Origin of the sequence: Pseudomonas sp. MYb193 (assembly GCF_002966775.1) — a bacterium.
Lineage (GTDB): Bacteria > Pseudomonadota > Gammaproteobacteria > Pseudomonadales > Pseudomonadaceae > Aquipseudomonas > Aquipseudomonas paracarnis.
Window position 1 is genome coordinate 2875844 of record NZ_CP023269.1, and the last position, 16704, is coordinate 2892547.

Annotated in this window: 18 protein-coding genes; 6 read left to right on the forward strand and 12 right to left on the reverse strand. The window is 61.4% G+C overall.

Features of this window, described 5'->3' with window-relative positions; translation table 11 throughout:
• Nucleotides 1–75 precede the first annotated feature (75 nt).
• Together CLM72_RS13155 and CLM72_RS13160 are read right to left on the reverse strand one after the other, a co-directional pair.
• A complete protein-coding gene (locus tag CLM72_RS13155) occupies nt 76–927 on the reverse strand; it encodes a CAP domain-containing protein (RefSeq protein WP_105226736.1) in 852 nt (283 codons plus the stop codon).
• 81 nt (nt 928–1008) lie between these two features.
• Nucleotides 1009–2229, reverse strand: a complete 1221-nt coding sequence (locus CLM72_RS13160) for an MFS transporter (RefSeq protein ID WP_105226737.1) — start codon at nt 2227–2229, stop codon at nt 1009–1011.
• Between the two features lie 113 nt (nt 2230–2342).
• Between CLM72_RS13160 and CLM72_RS13165 the strand changes: the two genes are divergently transcribed.
• Entirely contained in the window at nt 2343–3227 is an 885-nt protein-coding gene (locus CLM72_RS13165) for a LysR family transcriptional regulator (RefSeq protein ID WP_105226738.1), read from the forward strand.
• Nucleotides 3228–3283: 56 nt separating this feature from the next.
• Nucleotides 3284–3961 (forward strand): GNAT family N-acetyltransferase, encoded by a 678-nt coding sequence (locus CLM72_RS13170; RefSeq protein WP_105226739.1) that lies wholly within the window; start codon nt 3284–3286, stop codon nt 3959–3961.
• On the opposite strand, the gene CLM72_RS13175 is transcribed toward CLM72_RS13170, so the two are convergent.
• Nucleotides 3951–4553: a TetR/AcrR family transcriptional regulator gene (locus tag CLM72_RS13175; protein WP_105226740.1), complete on the reverse strand. Its 603-nt coding sequence runs from the start codon at nt 4551–4553 to the stop codon at nt 3951–3953. The two genes, CLM72_RS13170 and CLM72_RS13175, sit on opposite strands and share 11 nt — an antisense overlap.
• A gap of 72 nt (nt 4554–4625) precedes the next feature.
• On the opposite strand from CLM72_RS13175, the gene CLM72_RS13180 reads away from it, so the two are divergent.
• Complete coding sequence (locus CLM72_RS13180) at nt 4626–5225, forward strand: NAD(P)H-dependent oxidoreductase (protein ID WP_105226741.1); 600 nt, start codon at nt 4626–4628, stop codon at nt 5223–5225.
• Between the two features lies 1 nt (nt 5226).
• Here CLM72_RS13180 and CLM72_RS13185 read toward each other — a convergent pair whose 3' ends face one another.
• The 3 genes from CLM72_RS13185 to CLM72_RS13195 form a co-directional block, all read right to left on the reverse strand.
• Nucleotides 5227–5616: a hypothetical protein gene (locus CLM72_RS13185; protein ID WP_105226742.1), complete on the reverse strand. Its 390-nt coding sequence runs from the start codon at nt 5614–5616 to the stop codon at nt 5227–5229.
• Nucleotides 5617–5677: 61 nt separating this feature from the next.
• Entirely contained in the window at nt 5678–6934 is a 1257-nt protein-coding gene (gene aroA, locus CLM72_RS13190; protein WP_105226743.1) for a 3-phosphoshikimate 1-carboxyvinyltransferase, read from the reverse strand.
• 133 nt (nt 6935–7067) lie between these two features.
• Nucleotides 7068–7622, reverse strand: a complete 555-nt coding sequence (locus tag CLM72_RS13195; protein ID WP_105226744.1) for a UPF0149 family protein — start codon at nt 7620–7622, stop codon at nt 7068–7070.
• Between the two features lie 184 nt (nt 7623–7806).
• Between CLM72_RS13195 and CLM72_RS13200 the strand changes: the two genes are divergently transcribed.
• A complete protein-coding gene (locus tag CLM72_RS13200; RefSeq protein ID WP_105226745.1) occupies nt 7807–8619 on the forward strand; it encodes a crotonase/enoyl-CoA hydratase family protein in 813 nt (270 codons plus the stop codon).
• A 5-nt stretch (nt 8620–8624) separates the two neighbouring features.
• On the forward strand, nt 8625–9458 hold the full coding sequence (nudC, locus tag CLM72_RS13205; protein WP_105226746.1) for an NAD(+) diphosphatase: 834 nt from the start codon (nt 8625–8627) through the stop codon (nt 9456–9458).
• Here the strand turns inward: nudC and CLM72_RS13210 are convergent.
• The 5 genes from CLM72_RS13210 to CLM72_RS13235 all read right to left on the reverse strand — a co-directional run bounded on the left by CLM72_RS13210 (nt 9426) and on the right by CLM72_RS13235 (nt 14798).
• The gene (locus CLM72_RS13210) at nt 9426–10205 is read right to left on the reverse strand and encodes a TSUP family transporter (RefSeq protein ID WP_003191011.1); all 780 of its coding nucleotides are present in this window, start codon (nt 10203–10205) and stop codon (nt 9426–9428) included. The two genes, nudC and CLM72_RS13210, sit on opposite strands and share 33 nt — an antisense overlap.
• Before the next feature lie 109 nt (nt 10206–10314).
• Nucleotides 10315–11031: a phosphatidylcholine synthase gene (pcsA, locus tag CLM72_RS13215; RefSeq protein ID WP_003191017.1), complete on the reverse strand. Its 717-nt coding sequence runs from the start codon at nt 11029–11031 to the stop codon at nt 10315–10317.
• 148 nt (nt 11032–11179) lie between these two features.
• Nucleotides 11180–12100: a class I SAM-dependent methyltransferase gene (locus CLM72_RS13220; RefSeq protein WP_105226747.1), complete on the reverse strand. Its 921-nt coding sequence runs from the start codon at nt 12098–12100 to the stop codon at nt 11180–11182.
• Between the two features lie 810 nt (nt 12101–12910).
• Entirely contained in the window at nt 12911–13399 is a 489-nt protein-coding gene (locus CLM72_RS13230) for a DUF1289 domain-containing protein (RefSeq protein ID WP_105226748.1), read from the reverse strand.
• A gap of 148 nt (nt 13400–13547) precedes the next feature.
• Nucleotides 13548–14798 carry a ribonucleotide-diphosphate reductase subunit beta gene (locus CLM72_RS13235; protein WP_032892020.1) on the reverse strand — a complete coding sequence of 417 codons (1251 nt, stop codon included), beginning with the start codon at nt 14796–14798 and terminating at the stop codon, nt 13548–13550.
• Between the two features lie 355 nt (nt 14799–15153).
• Here CLM72_RS13235 and CLM72_RS13240 point away from each other — a divergent pair, with 355 nt between their 5' ends.
• Complete coding sequence (locus CLM72_RS13240; protein ID WP_003173733.1) at nt 15154–15369, forward strand: molybdopterin-binding protein; 216 nt, start codon at nt 15154–15156, stop codon at nt 15367–15369.
• A 54-nt stretch (nt 15370–15423) separates the two neighbouring features.
• Here CLM72_RS13240 and CLM72_RS13245 read toward each other — a convergent pair whose 3' ends face one another.
• The gene (locus tag CLM72_RS13245) at nt 15424–16569 is read right to left on the reverse strand and encodes a MalY/PatB family protein (RefSeq protein ID WP_105226749.1); all 1146 of its coding nucleotides are present in this window, start codon (nt 16567–16569) and stop codon (nt 15424–15426) included.
• Nucleotides 16570–16704: the final 135 nt, after the last annotated feature.

Consider the following 16704-nt stretch of genomic DNA (forward strand, 5'->3'; position numbering starts at 1 on the left):
TCCCTGATAGCACTTTGATTTCATTGTCTATTTACACACTGCCATTGTTGGCCGGGTCGGGCCGGCGCCCAACCTTTATTGCGTACCGAATAAACCCGTCCAATAGATGCCCGCGTCACTCTTGGGGTCCATGGCGTAAGCGGCACCCAATTCGCGAAACTGCGGGTTCATCAGGTTGGCGCAGTGGCCGGGGCTGGCGAGCCAACCGTCGACGACCTTGCGCGGCGTGTCGAGGCCGGCGGCGATGTTTTCGCCGATATTCTTCGCGATATACCCCGCCAACTCGGCGCGGTCACCCGGCGTGCGGCCGTCGGGGTCCAGGTGGTCGAAGAAATTGCCATTGGCCATGTTGCGGGTGTGGCTGTTGGCTGCGCTGGCCAGGGTGTCGTTCCACGACAGGGGCGCCGTGGCGGTGAACGCCTGGGTGCCACACTGGCGCGGCTCGGCACGGGCGGTGTTGATCAGGTCAAGCAGTTTTCTGCCTTCGGTCTGCCAATCGCCCAGGCCGCTGGTCACCAACGGGCGAGCCAGCACGATGCGCCAGTCCTGGCCGCTGTTGCTGACCCCAATGTCGACAAATTGCGGATCGAGCACTACGCGGCAGAAGCTCTCGCGCACCGCTTTCATCGCGGCCTCGGCATCCTTGGGCCCGGACAGGCTGATGGCCTGCACATTCACCATCGGGTAGGCAGCGCGCGCCAGCGACTGCTGCAAATCGCCGACATTGGAGGCCGGCAACACCAGCCGCGTATCGCTGGTCAGCGGCGGCAGCTCCTGGGAACCCTGGTCACCGCAGCGTTGCACCTGGCTGCGGTATTGGTTGATCTGTTGGACTAACTGACTTTCTTCATTCGCCATCGCGCTGGCGCAGAACACCGTAGTGGCGGCCAGCGTCGTAAGACCCATCATCAATGACAGAACGCGCATGGACGTTACCCTTGAGCTTGAAAGTGCCCATGATGCGCGATCCAGGTGCATCCATGCACCCGTTGGTCCGAACTTTTTTGCTCAGTTCTTGAATGCCGAGTGTTTCGCGCCCTGATCGCGCCAGACCAAGACCTTCACCAAAATGGCCAGCAGTATCAAACCTGCCGCCATGGCGAAGGTCGCGTGCAAGCCGGCTGCCACCGCCTGGGGCGCGGCATGGCTGACATCCGGGGTGGTGTGGGCGAACACCGCGCCGAGGGCCGATGCGCCGAAAATCAGGCCCATGTTACGCGACAGATTCAGCAGGCCGGACACTGTGCCTCGGCGTGTCGCCTGTACATCGCTCATTACCGCCGTGTTGTTGGCCGCCTGGAACAGGCTGTAGCCGGCTGTCAACACGATCAGCGCCGCGAGATAAACGCCAAGCCCGGACGCCTGCGACAGCAACAAGGCCCCGCACAGCATCACGCTCAGCCCCACGAGGGTCAGGCGTTGGCTGCCGAGGCGATCGGTCAGGTAACCCGCCGGTACACCGGTAACCGCCGCGACCGTTGGCCCGACGGCCATGGCCAAGCCCATCGAGGCGGGATCGAGGCCCAGGCCACGGGACAAGTAGAACGGGCCCACCACAAACGTGGCCATGATTACCGCCGACACCAGGGCACTCATGGCCAGGCCTGCGCGCAACGGCGCATCGCGCAGGGGCGCCCAGAATGTATCGCCTGGCCAAGCGTCGCGGCGGTTAGCATCCGCCGGCAAATAACGGTAGGCGAGGGCGGCAGCCACACCCGCCAAGGGCAGGCCGATCAAAAACAGCGCGTGCCAGCTCCACAGGCTGAGCAATACTCCGCCGACACTCGGCCCCATGGCCGTGCCGAGTGCCGACATGGTGCCCAGCAGGCCCATGACTCGGCCGGTATTCGCTTTCGTGACCGTGTCACCGACCATGCCCAGGGTCATCGCCATCATGATCGCCGCGCCCAGCCCCTGGAATGCCCGTGCGCAGATCAGCCAGGACAGGGTTGGCGCGGCGGCACACCCGGCGCAGGCCAGGGCAAACACCAGCAACCCGGCCAGCAGCAAGCGCCGGCGCCCCAGACGGTCGCCCAGGCGCCCGGCGCTGACAATCACGGCGGTGATGGCCAGCAGGTAGGCGAGCACCACCCACTGCACGGCCTGAAACGATGCCCCGAAGGCGTGCGCCAGGCTGGGCAGGCCGACATTCGCGATGCTGGTGCCCAGGGCGGCCAGCAACATTGACAGCGACAAGGCCACCAGGCCGCCGCGTGTGGAGGTTTGCATGCGCGTTTCCTTGAGTGAATGCACCTGTCGCAAATCTACGGCGTCGCCTAAGATGGCGGAAGACGCACGGGTTGCAGGTTATAGCTGCATCCAACGCCTGATAAGGAGCCCCCATGCCCGACCTCAATTTACTCATCACTCTGGACGTGTTGCTTGCCGAAGGCAGCGTCGCTCGCGCCGCCCAGCGCCTGCGCCTGAGCCCTTCGGCCATGAGCCGGGCCCTGGCGCGTTTGCGCGCGGCCACTGGCGATCCGCTGCTGGTACGTGCCGGGCGCGGCCTGGTACCGACGCCCCGGGCGTTGCAATTGCGTGAACAGGTCAGCCAATTGGTGCAGGACGCCCACGCCGTATTGCGCCCGGCAAACACCCTGGACTTGGGTGAGGTGGTGCGCACCTTCACCCTGCGCACTAGCGAGGAGTTCGTCGAACGCTTCGGCCCCGCCTTGCTGGCGCGTATCGCCCAGGACGCCCCAGGGGTGCGCTTGCGTTTCGTGCACAAGAGCGACAAGCACAGTGCGCTGCTGCGCGACGGTGTCGTCGACCTGGAAACCGGTGTGGTCGATGCCGGCGCCAGCCCGGAGGTGCTGACCCAGGCGCTGTTCCGTGATCGCCTGGTGGGCGTGGTGCGCGAGGGCCATGCTCTGAGCCGCGGCCCCTTGAGCGCAGCGCGTTTCGCCCAGGGACAACATGTCTACGTGTCGCGGCGTGGGCAGGACCGTGGCCAGATCGACGAGGCCCTTGAGGCGCAAGGTCTGGTTCGGCAGGTCGGCATCGTGGTCGCCGGTTTCAACACGGCCATCGCCCTGGCGCGTGATACCGACCTGATCGCCAGCGTGCCTGAGCGCTATATCACAGTGCCGCCTCGAGGCTTGTATTGCTTTGAGCTGCCGGTGACATTGCCGCCATTTACCGTGGCGATGCTGTGGCACCCGCGGCAGGACGCCGACCTGGCCCATCGCTGGCTGCGCGCATGTTTGCGCGAGGTGTGCGGGCCATGATCGGCGCGCAACAGGTACAATCGCCGCTGCCTTGACGCGAAACCCCAGGAATTTGCATGTTCAGTCTTACCCGCTACACCACGCCGTGCCCCGAACCGGTCAACAGCCAGATCCTGCAGATGGTGGTGGACAACCTTACCGATATCAGCAGCGTAGCGCTGGCACCGAGCAATCTGCTCTACAACATCTACCAGTACGCCATCGGGTTTGAGGTGCACCTGTACCTTGAGGCATTGAATGGCGAAAAAGGCGTTGCGGTGGAGTTGGTCGTGGCGATGGAAGACGAGGCGGTGGTGGGCTTTTGCCTGTACCTGCCGGTGAAGGATGATCCGCACGCGTGTGGCATCGCGTTTATGGCGGTGCAGGCGGGCTTTCGTCGCCAGGGTGTGGCACGCAGCATGATGGACGAAGTGTTGGCGCGTTATCCCCACGCCGAACTGGCCTGTGCGGTAGAGAAGGTTGCGGTGTTCGAAGCCATGGGCTTCCAGGTGCGCGGTGCGCGTGGCACCCAGGTCGTGATGAACACCCGCAACTACGGCACCGATGGGCTGATGGGCGTGTTGGATGTGGCTTCAATCTACAGCTCGCTGGAAGTGCGGCAGATCCACACCTACCTGCTGCAAAAACACGGCAAGCGCGCCATGGTCGACGCAGAGAAACAGCGTGATCGGCACCTGGACCAGTTGACGCGCAAGGCGCAACTGTTCGTCCAGGGCCGTCTGCCTACGGCCTGACGCGCATGACCATCCCGAGGATAGTCTCCAGCAGCTCCTGCTGAGCTTCCTCGCGGTTGATCTCGCCATTGGCCGCCGCATGGGACAGGGCTTCCGCCGCGCCTAGCATGGCGCGCAACCCGGCCTGGGAGATGCTGCCGCCGGCGGTGAAGGGCGACAGCGCGTCTCGGCATTTATCGAGAAAGATCGCCTCGTATTCGCGCTTGGATGCTTCCAACTCCGGCGAACCGCTCAAGGCGGCAATCACCCCGGGTATTTCCCGCCCTTGCAACAACACACAATCGACATACGACGACGCGATGACCCACGCACGCTCCTCAAGGGTCGCGTTGCTGGTGGCGATGGCATTGGCAAACACCTGGTCCTGGCGCGCGTCGAAGTCTGCATACAGCGTGGCCAGCAACCCTGCGCGTGTAGCGAAGTGGTCGTACACCACTGGTTTGGTGACGCCCGCCAGCTCGGCGAGGCGGCCCAGGGTCAGGGCGTCGGTGCCTTCGTCACGCACCAATTGCCAGGCCACGTCGAGTAACTGGCGCAGGCGATCTTCACGGGACAAACGACGACGTGGGGCAGGGGATTCACTGCTTGACATGCTTATATACCAAAGGTAACTTATTCGACGTAACTTACTAAAAGTAGATTAAGCCGAAATGGAGTCAAAGTCATGCACGCACTGATCGTTGTTGCTCATCACGACCCGCAATCTCTCACCCACAGTGTGGCCGCCGAGGTGGGGGCGGGCTTGAGCGCCTCTGGCCACACCTTTGAAATAGCCGACCTTGCCGCTGAGGGGTTCGATCCACGCTACACCGTCGCCGACCATCGGGTGCACCGTACCCGGGCGACGCCGCCAGCCGACGTGGTGGCCGAACAGACCCGCATAGATCGCGCCGACGCGCTGGTGCTGGCGTTCCCCATCTACTGGTGGTCGATGCCGGCGTTGCTCAAGGGGTGGGTCGACCGCGTATTCGTCAATGGCTGGGCGATTGATTACGGCCTCGATACACCGGTGCAGAAGAAACTCAGGCATTTGCACGTGCATGTGCTGGCCCTGGGGGCGGCTGACGAAAGCGCCTTCGATCGACACGGTTATGCCAAGGCCATGAATACCCAGATCGACTACGGCATCTTTGATTATTGCGGGGCGCGGGTACTCACTTCCGAGTTGTTGTTGGACTCGGAAAGTGGCACGGCCCAGGCGCATTTGCACAAGGCCCGGGTTGTGGGGCAGGGGGTGTTTGAGCGTGAGGCCGTCGCGGGGTAATTCAAACGTCGCGAAACAGGTCGTGGGCGTCGAGCAAGCGGTAGGCAATCTCTGGGTTTTTCTCCAGACCACGGCGAATGGAGGCGGGGATCGACTGGCGGGTCTTGCGGCACATGCCCGGCAGTTCGTCGATGACGATCTGGATCCCGCGCATGCTCTTGACCTCGGTATGCCCTGGCGCGATGTGTACGCGGATGCCCAGTTGGTCGTACATCCGCTGTTGCAGGTGTTCGAGGTCTTGCAGGCTCTTGAGGTTTTCCAGGCGCTCCAGCAGGATTTTTTCCTGCTGTCGCGTCAGTTGCAGAATGCGCAGATCAGCGCCGGGGTCTTCCAGCAGTTGTTCACGGTTGCAGACACAGGCGCCGGGTGGGCAGGGTTGGCGAAGGGTCATTGACGCTCCCGGCAAGGTTCAGTTGTAGGAGCGAGCAAGCGCGCTCCTACAGGTTTGTGTGTCAGTAGCTTAAGTGAACGCCCAGGCTGGCCAGCGCTTTCCAGTAGTCAGGGTAGGTCTTGGCCACGCAGTCCGGGTCTTGAATGCGAATGCCCGAGACTTTCAGCCCGGCCAGGGCAAAACACATGGCGATGCGATGGTCGGCGTGGGTGTCGATCAGTGCGGTGCAGGCGGTGCCAGCCAAAGCGGGGTCGCTGGCGACCAGCAGGTCATCGCCCTCGATGGTCGCCAGGCCCGGGCGAATTTCGTTGAGGCCATCGTGCAGCGCCTGCACGCGGTCACATTCCTTGACGCGCAGGTTCGCCAGTTCAGTAAAGCGCACCGGGGTATTGTTGAATGCGGCGAGCACCGCCAGGGTCGGGATCGCATCCTGCATTTGCGACCCTACCACCGTGGCCTGCATGTTCGGGTATTGTGCGATCACGGCCTGGGCCTTGGCGTCCGGCTGGGTGAAGTCCTGCGCGGCTACACCAATATCGATACGGCCACCGGTCAGCACCTCTGCGGCCCACAGGTAAGTGGCGGCGGAAGCGTCGGGTTCGATCAGGTAATCATGTGCGGTGTAACCAGTGGGAGCGACACGCCAGGTGGTGTCGTCCACGGCGTCGACCTGGGCACCGAACGCACGCATGCAATCGAGTGTCAGGTCTACATAGCCACGGGCGCCGATGTCCTTGCCGGTCAGCGCCACTTCAATCGGCGCTTCGCCGCACGCCGCCAGCATCAGCAGGGCCGATACGTACTGGCTGGACAAGCCTCCGTCAATCTCAAAACGCCTGGCCTGGACCTTGCCCGCGCCATGCACCGTTACCGGTGGGCAACCGGTGGGGCTGTCGACCTGGATGCCGTTCTGGCCCAGGGTGGCCAGCAGCGGGCCGATCGGGCGTTTTTGCATGTACTCGTCACCGTCCAGTACCACGGTGCCTTGCACGGTGGCGACGGCGGCCGTGAGAAAGCGCATCGCGGTGCCGGCGTTGCCGAGGAACAACGGCTGGGCCGGCAATTGCAGCGAGCCTTGGCTGGTGACGACAAAGGTGGTGTCGTCCGGCTCGTCGATGGTGACGCCCATCTGCCGCAGGGCGACCGACATATGGCGTGTGTCATCGCTTTTGAGCGCACCGCTCAAACGGCTGGTGCCCTTGGCCAGTGCCGCCAGCAACAGCGCACGGTTGGTAATGGATTTGGAGCCGGGGGGCGCGACCTTGCCAGTGAGGGGGAAGTTGGGCGGTGTAACGGTCACGGTTTTCTGCGAACTCAAGGTACAAGGCTCCTGGTCAAGGCAAGGTGGCGTGGAGTGGCCGACGTGCGGACCCGAATCATCAGGCAAACACGCCATGCTTGTCGAGTGAGTGGGTGATCTGCGTGATTTATTGGCATGCGCTCCTACTGCCTTAACGCTGGCTCAACCAGTAGTCATGCAGCGCCCGCGCAGCCGGTTCGATTTCGCTGACCTGCAGTTGATGGGCGTTTACATCCAGGTCTGCCGGCAGTTCGAAATTGTCCTGTTCGGCGCAGCAGGAAATCCGCTCCAGTTGCCCGGCTTGTACAGCGGGCAATGGCGGCCAGTTGGCGATTGTCACGCCGCGCACATAACCAAAGCACCATTCCTCGGCAAGGGTCACCGCCTGGCCTTGATGTTCTGTTTCATCGAAACGGGGTTTGAATGCCTGGGCATCAAGGGCCAATTGCGCGGCCAGGGTATTCATATGGCGTACACACAGCTCGAGAAAAGCCTGGGCCTCGTCCATGTTGTCCCATTCAGGGTTTTGCCCGCCCCAGATCGCCGGGAACCACTCGGCCACATCCACCTTGGCCGGGCTGGAAACCAGGGCGGTGAAATAACCGTCGAGTTCGGCCATGTTCAGCACCGAGTGGTCTTCGCCGTATTTGAGCAAGGTGGCGTCAATGAATTCGAAATCGGCGGGAGCGAGGGGTTGGGCGTGCATGGCATTTCCTTAAAACGTCGAGCGCCGCGCACAGCGCGGCTTAAAGCGCAAAGGATGGCCTGTGCATCGGGTTTTATCCAGCGTCTTTTCCCTCACCGTGGTCAGTCCCGTTTTTGGCCGATGCGCCGTGGCGCACCCTTGATATAGTCTGGCCTTTCTCAATCGCCAGTCAGGGATCACTGCCATGTCCGAATACCAAGCCTTCGTTGTCGAACTCAGCGGCAACGTTGCCCATGTGCAGATCAATCGCCCGGAAAAGATCAACGCCATGAACGCGGCGTTCTGGACCGAAATCATCGACATCTTCCAATGGGTCGACGAGACCGACGCCGTGCGTGCCGTGGTGCTCAGCGGTGCGGGCAAGCATTTTTCCTCGGGCATCGACCTGATGATGCTGGCCTCGATCGCCAATGACTTTGGCAAGGACGTGGGTCGCAATGCGCGCCTGCTGCGCCGCAAGATTCTCGAGCTGCAAGCCTCGTTCAACGCCGTGGACGCTTGCCGCAAGCCCGTGCTGGCGGCGATCCAGGGCTACTGCATTGGCGGTGCCATCGACCTGATCAGCGCGTGCGACATGCGCTACGCGGCCGAAGACGCGCAATTCTCGATCAAGGAAATCGACATCGGCATGGCCGCCGATGTCGGCACCTTGCAACGCCTGCCGCGCATTATCGGCGATGGCATGCTGCGTGAGCTGGCCTACACCGGTCGTCAATTCGGCGCCGAAGAAGCGCGCAGCATCGGCCTGGTCAATCGCGTGTTTGCCGATCATGAAAGCCTGCTGGCGGGTGTCATGGACCTGGCCCATCAAATCGCCGCCAAGTCGCCGATTGCCGTGACCGGCACCAAGGCCATGATCAGCTACATGCGTGACCACACAGTCAATGACGGCCTGGAATACGTTGCCACCTGGAACTCGGCTATGTTGCAATCCAACGACCTGCGCGTGGCCATCGCGGCCCATATGAGTAAGCAGAAACCCGAATTCGTGGATTGACTGACATGACCCCAGGCTGGATTACCACAACGCTGCTGGACAACGACGCCCCCGGCGGCTGGGCCGTCGCCCGCAGCCGCGAAGGCTTCTTACACGACACCAACGGGCCGCTGTTCCCGCGTGAATGGCTCAAGCGCCAGGACCTGTCGGTGTTTGCCGAACACGGCATCGGCCACCTCGACGGCGAGCCGGTGTACCTGTTGGAACTCGACTCGCCGGCTGATGTGCCAGGGGGCAGTTGGCAGGGCTTGCGCGGCTTTATGCTGCAAGGTGATCACACCCTGTACAAGGTGCTGGGCTACGCCGCGCAGATCGGTACCTGGGCGCGGGAGCACCGTTTTTGTGGCAGTTGTGGCCAGGCGATGGTACAGGTGCCGAGGGAGCGGGCGATGTATTGCCAGGCCTGCGACCTGCGCAGCTACCCCCGGATCTCACCGAGCATGATTGTGCTGGTGACCCGTGGCGATGACATCCTGCTGGCGCGTTCGCCGCGTTTTGTGACGGGGGTCTACAGCACCCTGGCCGGTTTTGCCGAGCCGGGGGAGTCCGCCGAAGACTGCCTGATCCGTGAAGTGCGTGAAGAGGTGCAGTTGGAGGTCAAGAACATCCAGTACATGGGCAGCCAATGCTGGCCGTTCCCTCACTCAATGATGCTGGGCTTTCACGCCGAATACGCCGGGGGCGATATCGTGCCCCAGGCCGACGAGATCGAGGACGCGCAGTGGTTCAATATCCACGAGCTACCGCCGTTGCCGGCGTCACGCTCGATTGCGCGTTACCTCATCGACCTCTACGTGGCCCGCCGTTTAGGCCACGCTGAACCAGTGCTGCCAGGCTAGGCGCACGGTCAGGCCCAGGACCACGGTGATAAACACCGGGCGAATGAATTTGGCGCCGCCGCTGATCGCGCTGCGTGCGCCAAAGAACGCGCCACACATCACCGACACCCCCATCGCCAGGCCGACAATCCAGTCCACCGAACCATTGATGATAAACACCGTCAGCGCCGCCGCGTTGCTGACGAAGTTCATGCTGCGCGCTACGCCGCTGGCCTTCACCAGGTCGATGGGGTGCAGCAGCATCGTGCTGACCGTCCAGAACGCCCCCGTGCCGGGCCCGGCCACGCCATCGTAAAAGCCCAGGCCAAAGCCCTGGGTGGCTTGCCATTTCTTTTTGATCGGTGCCTCGGCGTCCAGTGGCGCCTTGGGCGTGCCACCGAACAGCAGGTACACACCGCAGGCGAAGACGATCACCGGGAGCATCTTGTTCAGGGTTTCGGCAGGCAAGTAATGGGCGACGACCGCGCCGGTCAGTGCACCGATCAAGGTACCGACGATGGCGTGCACCCATTGGCGTGGGTGGAACAGCTTGCGCCGGTAGAAGGTAAAACTGGCGGTGGCCGAGCCGAAGGTGGAGCTGAGCTTGTTGGTGCCCAGCACCAGGTGCGGCGGCATACCAGCGGTGAGCAGGGCGGGCGTGGTCAACAGACCGCCACCGCCGGCGATGGCGTCGATAAAACCGGCGATAAAAGCGACAACGGCCAGGATGGCCAGGGTGGTGAGGTCTACGCTGAGTTCGAAGGGCATGGGCAGGGCTTATTGTTGGAGGGCCGCAGAAGGCCAGCATCTTACTGCGATGTGACTCAAATGTGGGAGGGGGCAAGCCCCCTCCCACATTTTTTACCGAGCCCGCTTGTTATTTGTGCGCGCCCAGCCATTCCACGGCCGTGCGCCAGATGCAGATACCCAGGAAGTAGGCCGACATCAGCGACCACAGGCCAAATGTCCAAGGGTTGGTGTTCGGGTAATCCACCACCATCAGGAAGCTGCACAGCAGCCAGATGGTGGTCACCGCGATGTTGATCGGCATGAAGCGCTTGACCCGGAACGGGTGCAGGAACTTCATCGGCGTGACGGTCAACAGCGCCAGGCCGATCACGGTCAGCAAGGTGACCCACGCATCCGGCTGGATGATATAGACGCACAGGGCAACGACGTTCCAGGCGGCAGGGAAGCCGACGAAGTAGTTGTCCTTGCTCTTCATGTTCACGTTGCAAAAGCAGAACAGCGACGACACCAGAATCACCGACACCGCAAACAGGTGGGTGAAATCAGGCAGGTCGATGTAGCGGTAGATAAACAGTGCAGGAATGAACACGTAGGTAAGGTAGTCGATCACCAGGTCCAGCACCGAGCCGTCAAAGCTGGGCAGCACCGTGCTGACATTCACCCGTCGCGCCAGCGAGCCGTCGACGCCATCCACCACCAGTGCCAGGCCCAGCCACAGCAGGCACGCCTTGGGGGAGTTTTCCAGCAGCGCCAGGGTGGCCAAAAATGCCAGTACCACACCGGTGGCGGTAAAGCCGTGGGCGCCCCAGGCTTTGAGTCTGGCTACATGCAGGGTCGATATCACGGGCGGTTCTCCAAAAGGTCAAACGGGGCAGCCGACAACGTAGCGCCGTCGAGTCTGGCCAGGGAATGCAGGTATCGACCGGGAAGGGGAGGATAAGGTTCACCGCCCGGTGTATCCGTTAGCGTAGCAAGCGTAGGCTGTTTCGGCATCAGCCCTGACGGAACACCAGGGCCTTCAGCCCACTCTGCGGGTCAATGTCAGGAAATTCCGGTGGGTTTTCCAGCCGCTGTACAAACCGCAGGCCCGGTGCTTCGCGGGTCACGCCGTCGATCAGGAAATCTTCGCCGAAGGCAGGATCGTTCATGCATGCCAGTACGGTGCCGTGGGCACTGAGCAAGTCCGGCAGGCGGCGCAGCACGCGCTGGTAATCCTTGGTCAGCAGGAAACTGCCTTTCTGGAAGGAGGGCGGGTCGATGATTACCAGGTCGTAAGGGCCGTTGTTCGTCACCTTGGCCCAGGACTTGAACAGATCGTGGCCCAGGAAACTCACCCGGCTCAGGTCGTGCCCATTCAGGCGATGGTTGTCGCGGCCACGGCTTAAGGCCCCACGGGCCATGTCCAGGTTCACCACATGGTCGGCGCCGCCTTCGATGGCGGCCACGGAAAAACCGCAGGTATAGGCAAACAAATTCAGCACACGCTGGCCCTGGGCCTGTTCGCGCACCCAGTTGCGCCCGTAACGCATGTCGAGGAACAGCCCGCTGTTCTGTTTTTTACCCAGGTCGATCAGGTAGCGCAGGCCGCCCTCGGTGATGGTCAGTTCGTCGATGGCGTTGCCCACCAGCCATTCGGTGGTGCTTTGCGGCAGGTAGCGGTGTTGCAGGGCCACGGTGTGCACGCCGAAACGGCTCCACTCGATCTGCAACAGCGTGTGCTTCAGGGCATCCAGGTGCTCGGTTTCTTTGAACAAAGCAACCAGCACCACCCCTTGCAGCCAGTCCACCGTCAGTTGTTCCAGACCTGGCCAGCAACGGCCACGGCCATGGAACAGGCGCCGGGTTTCTGCAGGCGCGTCAGCCAGGGCAGTGAGCAAGTGGGCGTGCAGGGTAGCGAGTGCGTCTGGGTTCATCGTTAAGCGTCAGTCATCGGGCGGGCGGCATTTTAAACACAATTGGGTGGGAACTGGCTTGCCTGTGATGACCATAGGTATCTACACAACTTTGTAGGCTGTAGCAGCCGACGGTAACCACGATGCGAAGCGAGACGCTCTTGATCTTGATCTGCTTTTGATCTTAGGCGCCCCGTTAAACCACGCTGGCCGGAATTCGACAGGGATTTGGGGGGTAAACCGGCAGGGATGCCGGTTTAGCCGCCCCGCGCCATGGATGGCGCGTGGCGGCGACCCCCCAAATCACTGGCGGATTACGGGCACACCGAGCCTAAGCGAGGTGCCGAGTGGTGGGGCAAGAGCGTTTTGCTTACTTTGCCGCTTTTGCAAAGTGAGCCGCCGTCAGGGCGGAACCCTAAGTGGCCGTTACCGCAGGAATGGATATGTACACGGTCCAACTGTGTTGACTGTCAAGCCGTCTTCGCAGGCAAGCCAGCTCCCACAGTTGGATCGCGGTGCGTCAGTTAGATCAGCGTCGGCTGCCAGGCCGTAGCGGGAGCAAGCTCCCTCGCCACAGGTTTAGCGTCGTACCGAAGTTGTGTAGATACCTATGCTGTGATGACGACAGCCGATCCCTATCTACCTGAAGCCCCGGCATCCAACTGTGGGAGCTGGCTTGCCTGCGATGACGGCCTGATAGTCGACGCTTATCTACTTTGGATCGCGGAGCGTGAGTTGGATCATCGTCGGCTGTCAGGGCCGTTACGGGAGCAAGCTCCCTCGCCACAGGTCCAGCGTTGTACCGCGTTCCCGCAGTGTTTGCGATTTGGGTCAGCGCGTGGCAATCAGCGCCGGCCCGAATGACTCTTTCAAGAAAACCGGGGCGATATAGCGTTCGTAATGTGCCTCGGACAGCAAAAAGAACTCTCGATCTATCGCATCGCGCAAATCCGCCAGGTGGCGTTCACGAAACTCCGGTAACAGCGCCAACCCATAGGCATCCAGCCTGGAAATCACCCGCGCACCCCGCGCAATCAACTGGTATGCCCAGCAATACGGCGACTGGTGCGGCATAAAACGAATCTTGCGCGCTTCCAGCTGCTGTCGCAGGCAGTGCGGGTCGAACACTTCCAGCTTGCTGGCCATTACCTGTACCAGCAACTGCTCCAGGCGCAGCCACACCGCCTGTTTTTCCTCGGCGCTATAGCCATTCCACTGGATCACTTCATGGTGATAACGCTTGCAGCCCCGACAGACCAGGTCACCGTAGACGGTGGAGCACAGGCCGACGCAAGGGGTTTTGATGGTTTGGTTGGGCATAAAGGCTTGCTTGCAAAGTCTATGGATCACCAATAGCCAATGTGGGAGCGGGCTTGCCCGCGATAGCTGTGTGTCAGTGGGTACATCCGTGACTGATACAGCGCTATCGCGGGCAAGCCCGCTCCCACATTTATTGGTTCGTGTTGATTCAGTCCCAGCTCAGCGCGCCGCCGGTCTGGTACTCGATCACACGGGTCTCGAAGAAGTTCTTCTCTTTCTTCAAGTCCATGATCTCGCTCATCCACGGGAACGGGTTAGTCGTGCCTGGGTACTCTTCCTTCAAGCCGATCTGCGACAGGCGACGGTTTGCGATGAACTTCAGATAGTCTTCCATCATCGCCGCATTCATGCCCAACACCCCACGAGGCATGGTATCCCGCGCATATTCGATCTCCAGCTGAGTCCCTTGCAGAATCATCTGGGTCGCTTCTTCCTTCATCTCGGCATCCCACAGGTGCGGGTTTTCGATTTTGATCTGGTTGATCACGTCGATACCGAAGTTCAGGTGCATCGACTCATCGCGCAGGATGTACTGGAACTGCTCGGCCACGCCGGTCATTTTGTTGCGGCGGCCCATGGACAGGATCTGGGTGAAGCCGCAGTAGAAGAAGATGCCTTCCAGCACGCAGTAGTAGGCGACCAGGTTGCGCAGCAGTTCTTTGTCGGTGTCGACGGTGCCGGTTTCGAACTTCGGATCGGAGATCGAGCGGGTGTATTTGAGGCCCCAGGCGGCCTTTTTGGCGACCGATGGAATCTCGTGGTACATGTTGAAGATCTCGCCTTCATCCATGGCCAGCGATTCGATGCAGTACTGGTAGGCGTGGGTGTGGATCGCTTCTTCGAAGGCCTGGCGCAGGATGTACTGGCGGCACTCCGGGTTGGTGATCAGGCGGTACACGGCCAGCACCAGGTTGTTGGCTACCAGGGAGTCGGCGGTGGAGAAGAAGCCCAGGTTGCGCATGACGATACGGCGCTCGTCGTCGGTCAGGCCTTCGGGGTTTTTCCACAGCGCGATGTCGGCGGTCATGTTGACCTCTTGCGGCATCCAGTGGTTGGCGCAGCCGTCGAGGTACTTCTGCCAGGCCCAGTCGTACTTGAAAGGCACGAGTTGGTTGAGGTCGGCGCGGCAGTTGATCATGCGCTTTTCGTCAACGGCGACGCGGGCGGAGGCGCCTTCCAGCTCGGCGAGGCCTTCGGCGACGTCGAGTTTGTCCAGGGCGGCCTTGGCGCGCACGATGGCGGCGGAGTCGTTGGCAGTGACGGCGCGGGCTTCCACGGCGGCAGCGGCGCCGGCCCCGTCGAGGCGGTCCATGTTGGCTTCGGTGGCGTGGCCGGCGTTGGCGCCTTTGATCACCGCTGCACCGGTGTCTTCGTTGTCGACTTCATCCCAACTCAGCATGGAAATACTCCTTCCTGGTACTCGAAAAATAAATGTTTTTGCAGGCTACAAGGCATTGAAATACTGCGCGTAGTGTGGTCGGTAAATACCGGCGTTGCACACTATGTAGTGGTCTGATGTGTTTATGGGCACACTATATGGGGTGTAACAAGTCTGGTCAACGCACAAGATGTGCGGTCATAGGTCGCTGCGACACATAAATTGCGCGGCGGGCTGGGCATGACGCATAGTTTTTCATATAGCGTTATCGAATAAATAAATAGGTATTTATTCCTTTTAATATTTTATCCGGCAGCGCATTTTGAGGGCCTGCGCATTCGTGCGGATTGACCCAACAGCCAAAAGGAAAGCCGACATGACCATCAAAGCGATCAACGTGCGCAACCAGTTCAAAGGCGTGATCAAGGAGATTCTACTGGGGGAAGTGGTGTCGGAAATCGACGTGCAAACCGCGTCTGGCATTGTGACGTCGGTGATTACCACACGTTCGGTGCGTGATCTGGAATTGAAGGTGGGCAGTGAAGTGATTGCCTTCGTGAAATCGACTGAAGTGTCCATCGCCAAGTTGTGAATGAATAATGTGGGAGGGGATTGCCTGCCCTCCCACGAATGCTCCACCGGGAGGTTAGCGCTGGCGCAAGGCACGTTCCATGCGCTGTATACCTTCCTCCAGCATCGCCCGTGGGCAACCGAAGTTCAGGCGCACGAACTGTTGGCTGTCATCACCGAATTCGATCCCCGCGCTCAGGCCGACCTTGGCCTGCTCAAGGAAAAACTGCTGCGGGTCATCCAGGCCAAGAGCGCTGCAATCGAGCCACGCCAGGAAGGTGCCTTGAGGCGCGAGCATCACTACGCCAGGCAGGCGGGTCTTTACTGCATCGAGCAGGTAGTCGCGGTTGGCTTGCAGGTACGGCACCAGCGCGCTGAGCCAGTCGGCGCATTCGCTGTAGGCGGCACGTGTGGCTTCCAGCCCCAGGGGGCTGACGCTGTCGACCATGCCGCAGCGTGCGTTATTGAAACGCTCGCGCACTTCGGCGTTCTGGACCACCGCAAAGCAGGTCTTCAAGCCGGCCACGTTATACGCCTTGCTCGCCGACATCAGGGTGATGGTGCGCTGGGCAATCTCGGGGCGGAGGCTGGCGGTGGGGATGTGGCGACGGCCGTCGAAGCACAGCTCTGCGTGGATCTCGTCGCTGATGATCAGCGCGCCAGCTTCCAGGCAGGCATTGGCTACCGCCGTCAGTTCCTCCCGGGGAAATACCTTGCCGATGGGGTTGTGCGGATTACTCAGTAGCAACGCACCGGCACCGCTCAATGCCTGGCGCATCGCAGGCATAGGCGTGACGTATTCGCCGTTGATCAACTCGAACGGCATTTCGATGCGTGGCAGGTTCCAGTTGCCCGGCGCCAGGCGAATCGGCCGATAGTTGGGGGTTTGCAGCACCACCGCCTGGCCGGGCTGGACGAATGCGTGCAGGGCCATATTGAAACCAGGCTCGACGCCGGGCAGGAACAACAGTTCTTCGGGCTGCACGCGCCAGGCGTACTTGGCCCACAGGTCAGCGACGATGGCGTCGCGCACGTCCGGACCGGCCACGCTGTAGCCTAGAATCTGCTGGTCCAGGCGCGCGTGCAGGGCGCGCAAAATGGCGGGCGGCGCGGCGATGTCCATATCGGCGATCCACATCGGCAGAACATCTTGCGGGTAACGGCTCCACTTGGTACTGCCGGTATCGAAGCGTGGGTGGATCGTGTCGAAATCAAAGCTCATGGACAGGCTCGTATCAGGGCGGCGGCGAAAGAATGGCGCCGATTCTAGCGCCATTAATTTTATAGGCCAGAGCTGATTGCCGCCTTGCACAGCGGTGTGCGTTCCATGACCGACAAGTTCTGTAATAAAAACGCC

Coding starts and splice junctions, on each gene's coding strand:
- CLM72_RS13155 (WP_105226736.1), bottom strand. CDS start 927: ATGCGCGTTCTGTCATTGATGATGGGTCTTACGACGCTGGCCGCCACT.
- CLM72_RS13160 (WP_105226737.1), bottom strand. CDS start 2,229: ATGCAAACCTCCACACGCGGCGGCCTGGTGGCCTTGTCGCTGTCAATG.
- CLM72_RS13165 (WP_105226738.1), top strand. CDS start 2,343: ATGCCCGACCTCAATTTACTCATCACTCTGGACGTGTTGCTTGCCGAA.
- CLM72_RS13170 (WP_105226739.1), top strand. CDS start 3,284: ATGTTCAGTCTTACCCGCTACACCACGCCGTGCCCCGAACCGGTCAAC.
- CLM72_RS13175 (WP_105226740.1), bottom strand. CDS start 4,553: ATGTCAAGCAGTGAATCCCCTGCCCCACGTCGTCGTTTGTCCCGTGAA.
- CLM72_RS13180 (WP_105226741.1), top strand. CDS start 4,626: ATGCACGCACTGATCGTTGTTGCTCATCACGACCCGCAATCTCTCACC.
- CLM72_RS13185 (WP_105226742.1), bottom strand. CDS start 5,616: ATGACCCTTCGCCAACCCTGCCCACCCGGCGCCTGTGTCTGCAACCGT.
- CLM72_RS13195 (WP_105226744.1), bottom strand. CDS start 7,622: ATGCACGCCCAACCCCTCGCTCCCGCCGATTTCGAATTCATTGACGCC.
- CLM72_RS13200 (WP_105226745.1), top strand. CDS start 7,807: ATGTCCGAATACCAAGCCTTCGTTGTCGAACTCAGCGGCAACGTTGCC.
- nudC (WP_105226746.1), top strand. CDS start 8,625: ATGACCCCAGGCTGGATTACCACAACGCTGCTGGACAACGACGCCCCC.
- CLM72_RS13210 (WP_003191011.1), bottom strand. CDS start 10,205: ATGCCCTTCGAACTCAGCGTAGACCTCACCACCCTGGCCATCCTGGCC.
- CLM72_RS13220 (WP_105226747.1), bottom strand. CDS start 12,100: ATGAACCCAGACGCACTCGCTACCCTGCACGCCCACTTGCTCACTGCC.
- CLM72_RS13230 (WP_105226748.1), bottom strand. CDS start 13,399: ATGCCCAACCAAACCATCAAAACCCCTTGCGTCGGCCTGTGCTCCACC.
- CLM72_RS13235 (WP_032892020.1), bottom strand. CDS start 14,798: ATGCTGAGTTGGGATGAAGTCGACAACGAAGACACCGGTGCAGCGGTG.
- CLM72_RS13240 (WP_003173733.1), top strand. CDS start 15,154: ATGACCATCAAAGCGATCAACGTGCGCAACCAGTTCAAAGGCGTGATC.
- CLM72_RS13245 (WP_105226749.1), bottom strand. CDS start 16,569: ATGAGCTTTGATTTCGACACGATCCACCCACGCTTCGATACCGGCAGT.